Annotated in this window: 7 protein-coding genes; 6 read left to right on the forward strand and 1 reads right to left on the reverse strand. The window is 71.0% G+C overall.

Annotation, left to right across the window (positions count from 1 at the left end):
- The first annotated feature begins 1 nt into the window (after position 1).
- The 4 genes from QO011_RS25190 to ruvC all read left to right on the forward strand — a co-directional run bounded on the left by QO011_RS25190 (position 2) and on the right by ruvC (position 3,027).
- Entirely contained in the window at positions 2–583 is a 582-nt protein-coding gene (locus tag QO011_RS25190; protein WP_307278152.1) for a 5-formyltetrahydrofolate cyclo-ligase, read from the forward strand.
- The gene (locus tag QO011_RS25195; RefSeq protein ID WP_307278156.1) at positions 583–1,407 is read left to right on the forward strand and encodes a TIGR00282 family metallophosphoesterase; all 825 of its coding nucleotides are present in this window, start codon (positions 583–585) and stop codon (positions 1,405–1,407) included. The genes QO011_RS25190 and QO011_RS25195 overlap by 1 nt, the downstream gene beginning before the upstream one ends.
- Positions 1,408–1,708: 301 nt before the next feature.
- Positions 1,709–2,455 carry a YebC/PmpR family DNA-binding transcriptional regulator gene (locus QO011_RS25200; protein WP_307278158.1) on the forward strand — a complete coding sequence of 249 codons (747 nt, stop codon included), beginning with the start codon at positions 1,709–1,711 and terminating at the stop codon, positions 2,453–2,455.
- Between the two features lie 62 nt (positions 2,456–2,517).
- Positions 2,518–3,027: a crossover junction endodeoxyribonuclease RuvC gene (gene ruvC / locus QO011_RS25205; protein ID WP_307278160.1), complete on the forward strand. Its 510-nt coding sequence runs from the start codon at positions 2,518–2,520 to the stop codon at positions 3,025–3,027.
- Between the two features lie 11 nt (positions 3,028–3,038).
- Here ruvC and QO011_RS25210 read toward each other — a convergent pair whose 3' ends face one another.
- Positions 3,039–4,322: an MFS transporter gene (locus QO011_RS25210; protein ID WP_307278164.1), complete on the reverse strand. Its 1,284-nt coding sequence runs from the start codon at positions 4,320–4,322 to the stop codon at positions 3,039–3,041.
- 381 nt (positions 4,323–4,703) lie between these two features.
- Between QO011_RS25210 and ruvA the strand changes: the two genes are divergently transcribed.
- Together ruvA and ruvB are read left to right on the forward strand one after the other, a co-directional pair.
- A complete protein-coding gene (ruvA, locus tag QO011_RS25215) occupies positions 4,704–5,321 on the forward strand; it encodes a Holliday junction branch migration protein RuvA (RefSeq protein ID WP_307278166.1) in 618 nt (205 codons plus the stop codon).
- Positions 5,318–6,385 (forward strand): Holliday junction branch migration DNA helicase RuvB, encoded by a 1,068-nt coding sequence (gene ruvB / locus QO011_RS25220; protein WP_307278168.1) that lies wholly within the window; start codon positions 5,318–5,320, stop codon positions 6,383–6,385. The genes ruvA and ruvB overlap by 4 nt, the downstream gene beginning before the upstream one ends.
- Positions 6,386–6,566 lie beyond the last annotated feature (181 nt).

A 6,566-nucleotide genomic window follows, 5' to 3' on the forward strand; every position in this document is an offset into this window, starting at 1 on the left:
CATGCCTTCCACCGAGATCAAGATCGCGCTCCGCAACCAGGCGATCGCGAAGCGTGCCGCGGTGAAGGGCGAGGAGCGGCACCGGGCGACCGAGGCGATCGCCGAGCGCGCCTTAGCCCGGCTGACGGCGACGCAAGGCGTCGTCGGCCTCTACTCCGCCATCCGCGACGAGCTGCATCCCGGCGGCCTGATCGAGCGCCTCGCCGCCGCCGGCCGGGCGATCGGCCTGCCCTGCACGCCGAAATTCGGCCAGCCCCTGGTGTTCCGCGCCTGGAAGCCGGGCGATCCCTTGGTCAAGGGCCACATGAACATTCCCGAGCCGCCTGCCGAGGCGCCGGAAGTGTTTCCGCAGGTGCTGGTCGCCCCGCCCGTCGGCTTCGACCGGCGCTGCTACCGCATCGGCTACGGCGCCGGCTTCTACGACCGCACCATCCCGAAGCTGCGCGCCATGCATCCCGTGGTGGCGCTCGGCGTCGCCTTCGCCTGCCAGGAACTCGAGGGAGTGCCGGCCGAGCCGCACGACGTGCCGCTCGACGCCATCGCCACCGAGCGCGAGTGGATCCTTGCCGGAGCCACGGCCTGATGCGGCTGCTCTTCCTCGGCGACATTGTCGGGCGGACCGGCCGCAACGCCGTGATCGACCGCTTGCCGGCCCTGCGTCAGCGCTGGAAGCTCGACGCCGTCGTCATCAACGGCGAGAACGCCGCCGGCGGCTTCGGCCTGACCGAGGCGATCTTCGAGGAGATCGTCGCGGCCGGCGCCGATGCGGTGACGCTCGGCAACCACGCCTTCGACCAGCGCGAGGCCCTGGTGTTCATCGAGCGGGCGCCGCGCCTGGTGCGCCCGGCCAACTATCCCAGGGGCACGCCCGGCCGCGGCGCCGCGCTGATCGACCTGCCCAACGGGGCGCGGCTCCTGGTGGTGCAGGTGATGGGCCGCGTGTTCATGGACGCGATGGACGATCCCTTCCTCGCCGCCGAGCGCGAGATCGAGGCCTGCCCGCTCGGCCGGGTGGCCGATGCCATCCTGGTCGACGTCCACGCCGAGGCCACCAGCGAGAAGCAGTCGCTCGGCGCCTTCCTCGACGGCCGCGTCAGCCTGGTGGTCGGCACCCATACCCATGCCCCGACCGCCGACCACCGCATCCTGCCGCACGGCACCGCCTTCGTCTCCGACGCCGGCATGTGCGGCGACTATGACAGCGTGCTCGGCATGGACAAGGAGGAGCCGGTGCGCCGCTTCCTCCACAAGACCCCGGGCGCGCGCTTCGAACCGGCCACGGGCGAGGCGACGCTCTGCGGCCTGGCGGTCGAGACCGACGACGCCACCGGCCTCGCCGTGAAGGTGGCGCCGGTGCGCCTCGGCGGCGTGCTGTCGGAGGCCGTGCCGGGGTTCTGGGAGGGGTGAGGGCGCGACGCTAGCCATTCCCCTCCCCCTTGCGGGGAGGGGCAAGGGGTGGGGGTCGTGCAGAACAAGGCGGCGCGCCTGACAAGGGTCGCCCTTTGACGCGGGTCGCGCCTTTCCTGATGGACCCCCACCCCGTACCCCTCCCCGCAAGGGGGAGGGGATCGGCTGGCGTCGCGCGCAAAGCGAGTTCCTGCCGCGAAGCGATGGATTTTCGGCGTCTCCGCCCCTATAAGCCCCGCCACAGCATCATATGCCGCGCGACGGCGCGGCCCCCGCGAGACATCCGAGACGAGACGAGAGCATGGCCGGTCATTCCCAGTTCGCCAACATCATGCACCGCAAGGGCAAGCAGGATGCGCAGCGCTCGAAACTGTTCTCCAAGCTGGCGCGCGAGATCACCGTCGCCGCCAAGCTCGGCCTGCCCGACCCCAAATTCAATGCCCGCCTGCGCGCCGCCGTGCTCGCCGCCCGGGTCGAGAACATGCCGCGGGACAATATCGACCGAGCCATCAAGAAGGCCTCCGGCAGCGACGGCGAGAACTATGACGAGATCCGTTACGAAGGCTACGGGCCGGGCGGCGTGGCGCTGATCGTCGAAGCGCTGACCGACAACCGCAACCGCACCGCCTCGGACGTGCGCTCCTACTTCACCAAGGCCGGCGGCAACCTGGCCGAGACCGGCGCCGTCGCCTTCATGTTCGATCGCGTCGGCATCATCGAATACGACGCCGACAAGGGCAGCCCCGACGCCATGCTTGAGGCGGCGCTGGAGGCCGGCGCCGACGATTGCTCCTCCTCCGAGGACGGCCACGAATTCGTCTGCGCCGCCGAGAGCCTCGCCGAGGTCGGCAAGGCGCTGGAGGAGCGGCTCGGCGAAGCGCGCAAGTCCGCCCTGGTCTGGCGGGCGCAGAACACCATCAAGGTCGACGACGAGGCGGGCGAGAAGCTGCTCAAGCTGGTCGACACGCTCGACGACCACGACGACGTCCAGCACGTCTACGCCAATTTCGAGGTGTCGGACGCCCTGATGGCCAAGATGGGCGAATGATCCGCGCGGGCGCTTCGCCGGCCGGCACAGAATCGTAACCTCTGTGCCATAATCGCCTTGTCATGACGCCCGTCCGCATCCTCGGCATCGATCCGGGCCTCCGCCGCACCGGCTGGGGGGTGATCGACGTGGTCGGCAACAAGCTGATCTTCGTCGCCTGCGGCACGGTGACCTCGGACGACAAGGACGAGCTCGCCCGCCGTCTCGTCTCGCTGCACGACGGCCTCAGCGAGGTGGTGGCGCGCCACGCCCCGGACGAGGCGGCGGTGGAGGCGACCTTCGTCAACAAGGACGCGGCCGGGACGCTGAAGCTCGGCCAGGCCCGCGGCATCGCCCTGCTGGTGCCGGCCCGCGCCGGCCTGCCGGTCGGCGAATATGCGCCGAACCTGGTGAAGAAGACCGTGGTCGGCGCCGGCCATGCCGAGAAGCAGCAGATCCGCCTGATGATCAAGATCCTGCTGCCCAAGGCCGATCCGAAGTCGGACGACGCCGCCGACGCCCTGGCCATCGCCATCACCCATGCGAACCATCGCGGCCGCCGCAGCCTGGAGGCGATGCTGGCGCGGGCGTGACGGCGGCGCGATCAGGGAGTGCGCCTGCCGCCGCTCACGGCCGGAACGGCCTCGTCGGCGGGATCGAACGCGGCCAGGATCCGCGACCGGCCGGTCCAGGCGATGCCCCAGGCGGCCAGGGCCACGGCCGCGACGACGAGCATCGGCAGCCGCATCCCGACCGTCTGCGCAAAGCCGCCGACGGCCAGGGCCCCGAGCCCTCCCGCCGCCCGCTGCAGCAGGAAGCGCGTGCTCATCACCCGCCCGCGCTGGGCATCGTCCACCGTGGTCTGGAGGATGGCGAGGGTGGCGGTCCGGGCGGTCTCGCCGGCGAATCCGAAGATCAGCATGAGCGGCACGGAGATGAGGAGGGCCGGCGAGGCGGCGAGCCCGCCGACGGCGAGCGTGAACAGGAGGAAGGCCCAGAACACCCGCAGCGGCGTGGTGCGGACGGAGCCGCCATGCGCCAGCCAGAGCGCCGCCAGCGTCGCGCCGAGGCCGCCCGTTCCGAGCAGGATCGAGACGCCGCCGATGCCGGCGCCGAGCAGCGTGTCGCTGTAGGCCGGCATCAGCTGGTAGACGGTGGCCAGGAGCGCGTCCCCCGCCAGCATCATCGCCAGGAGCGCGCGGATGCCGCCGTGCCGCAGGATGTAGCGCGCGCCCTCCGGCACGTCCGCCAGGAAGGAGCGGCGGTCGGACCTCGACTGGCGGTAGCCCTCGGGGGTCCGCAGGAAACACACCGTCGCGAAATAGACGAGGTAGCCGGCGACGTTGGTCGCGAAGGCCGCCGCCACGCCGCCATGCACCAGGATCCATCCGGCGATGGCCGGGCCGGCGAAAATTGCGAACTGCGTGTAGGAGGCGCTGACCGCGATCGCCGCAGGCAGGCGCTCGCGCGCCACGAAGCGGGGCATCATGCCATAGGATGCCGGCACGCTGAACGCATGGATGACCCCGTGCAGCACCGCGCAGACGCACAGCACCGGCAGCGTCAGCTGTCCGGTGAACGCCAGGACCGTGAGGACGAGCGCCTTGAGGAAGTCGAAGCCATAGGCGGTCACGACCATCCTCAGACGGTCGATGCGATCGGCCAGCGCCCCGCCGAACGGCAGCAGCAGCACATTGGCGAGCGCATCGAGCAGCACGATGGCCGCCAGCCAGGCCGGCGAGCGGGTGAGCTCCCAGGCCGCCCAGGAAAAGGCGATCTGCTGCACGAAATAGGTGATCCAGGAGACGATGGACCCCACGGAATAGAGGCGGAAATTGCGATCGGCAAAGGCCTCGCCGATGCCGCCGAGCCGCTGCCTCAGGCGCATCGACCGGTCTCCGGTCCGAGGATCACGGCGCTTTGCATCTCATCCGCGCGTCATGGGGACTTGTCCGGCCACGACGATGACGGACTTGCCGGGCCTCGCGCAAGAACCGGACGCGTGCAGCCGTCGGGAATCGGTCCGGGCCGAGGCCGCCGCGTCGCGATCTCCGACGTCGCGCGGCAAGACTTGTAACGGCCGCCTCATCCGCGACCGTCATGGGCGGATCAAGCGCGGCCATGACGGCCCTGGTGCCGTGGCCAGCGGCCATGGCGAAAGCCCCGCCGTTCCTCCGCCCCCCGAACCCACACCCTTGCGCCGCCCGCCGCTCGACACCCCTCGCGCCAGCGCTCATAAAGCGGCGTACAAACAGGAAACGCGATTCGCATGATCGGGAAGCTGCGCGGCATCGTCGACAGTGCCGGCGAGGACTGGGTGATCCTCGACGTCGGCGGCGTCGGCTATGTCGTCTTCTGCTCCAGCCGCACGCTGGCCGGCCTGCCCGCGGCCGGCGAGTTGGCGACGCTCGCCATCGAGACCTATGTGCGCGAGGACCAGATCCGCCTGTTCGGCTTCGCCACCGACCTGGAGCGCGAATGGTTCCGCCTGCTGCAGACGGTGCAGGGCGTCGGCACCAAGGTGGCGCTGGCGATCCTATCCACCCTGAAGGCCTCGGACCTCGCCTCGGCCATCGCGCTCGGCGACAAGGTCGTCGTCGCGCGGGCGCCCGGCGTCGGCCCGAAGGTGGCCCAGCGCATCGTCACCGAGCTGAAGGACCGCGTGCCCTCCTTCGACGGCATCGCGCCGGATCTCGCCAGGCTCCAGGGCGACCTCGGCGATGCCCGCGCCCCAGCGCCGGTGGCCGACGCGGTCTCGGCCCTGGTCAATCTCGGCTATGGCCAGGCGCAGGCCTCGGCCGCCGTCGCCGCGGCGCTGCGTGAAGCCGGGGAGGCCGCTGAGACGGCGCGGCTCATCCGCCTGGGCCTGAAGGAGCTGGCGAAATGAGCGGGCCGGCTTCTCCGCCCCGCCGCCTCATCGCCGGCGAGCGCCGCGAGGAAGATTCGGCCGACACCAAGCTCCGGCCGCAGATCCTCGACGAGTTCGTCGGCCAGGCCCAGGCGCGCCGGAACCTCTCGGTGTTCATCGAGGCGGCCCGCGCCCGCGGCGACGCGCTCGACCACGTGCTGTTCGTCGGCCCGCCCGGCCTCGGCAAGACCACGCTGGCCCAGATCGTGGCCCGCGAGCTCGGCGCCAATTTCCGCGCCACCGCCGGGCCGGTCATCGCCAAGGCCGGCGACCTCGCCGCGCTGCTCACCAATCTGGAGGACCGCGACGTCCTGTTCATCGACGAGATCCACCGCCTCAACCCGGCGGTGGAGGAGATCCTCTATCCGGCGATGGAGGACTACCATATCGACCTGATCATCGGCGAAGGGCCGGCGGCGCGCTCGGTGCGCATCGACCTCGCCCGCTTTACCCTGGTCGGCGCCACCACCCGTGCCGGCCTCCTGACCACGCCGCTGCGCGACCGCTTCGGCATCCCGGTGCGGCTGCAGTTCTACACGGTCGCGGAGCTGGAGCTGATCGTCAAGCGCGGCGGCCGGGTGCTCGGCGTCGCCGTGACCGAGGACGGCGCCAACGAGATCGCCCGGCGCGCCCGCGGCACGCCGCGCATCGCCGGCCGGCTGCTGCGCCGCGTGCGCGACTTCGCCGCGGTGCTCGGCTCGCAGGAGGTCGGCCGCGAGATCGCCGACAAGGCCCTCAAGGCGCTGGAGGTCGACGATGCCGGGCTCGACGCCATGGACAACCGCTACCTCAAGCTGATCGCGCTCTCCTTCGGCGGCGGCCCGGTCGGGGTGGAGACCATCGCCGCGGCCCTGTCCGAGCCGCGCGATGCCATCGAGGACATCATCGAGCCCTACCTGATCCAGCAGGGTTTCCTGCAGCGCACGCCGCGCGGGCGCGTGCTGACGCCGCACGCCTTCCGCCATCTCGGCCTGCCGGCGCCGGCGGGGCAGGCGACGCCTGCCGGGAATGCCGCACCGATGCCGCTGTTCGACGAGGAGTGAGGGTCGGGCCGTTCCTCCGCCCGTCGGGCGAGGACCTTCGCGACGCCAGGGCTAGCAGACGAAGACGGTTGCTTCATCCGCGACCGTCATGGGCGGACTCGTATGGGGCTTTTGTTGTCAAGCGGGAATGTCATCGGGTTTTCCTTGTATTTGAGATGTGGGGGGAAGCCGAGGGGCTCGG

This window comes from Labrys wisconsinensis, from assembly GCF_030814995.1.
Taxonomy (GTDB): domain Bacteria; phylum Pseudomonadota; class Alphaproteobacteria; order Rhizobiales; family Labraceae; genus Labrys; species Labrys wisconsinensis.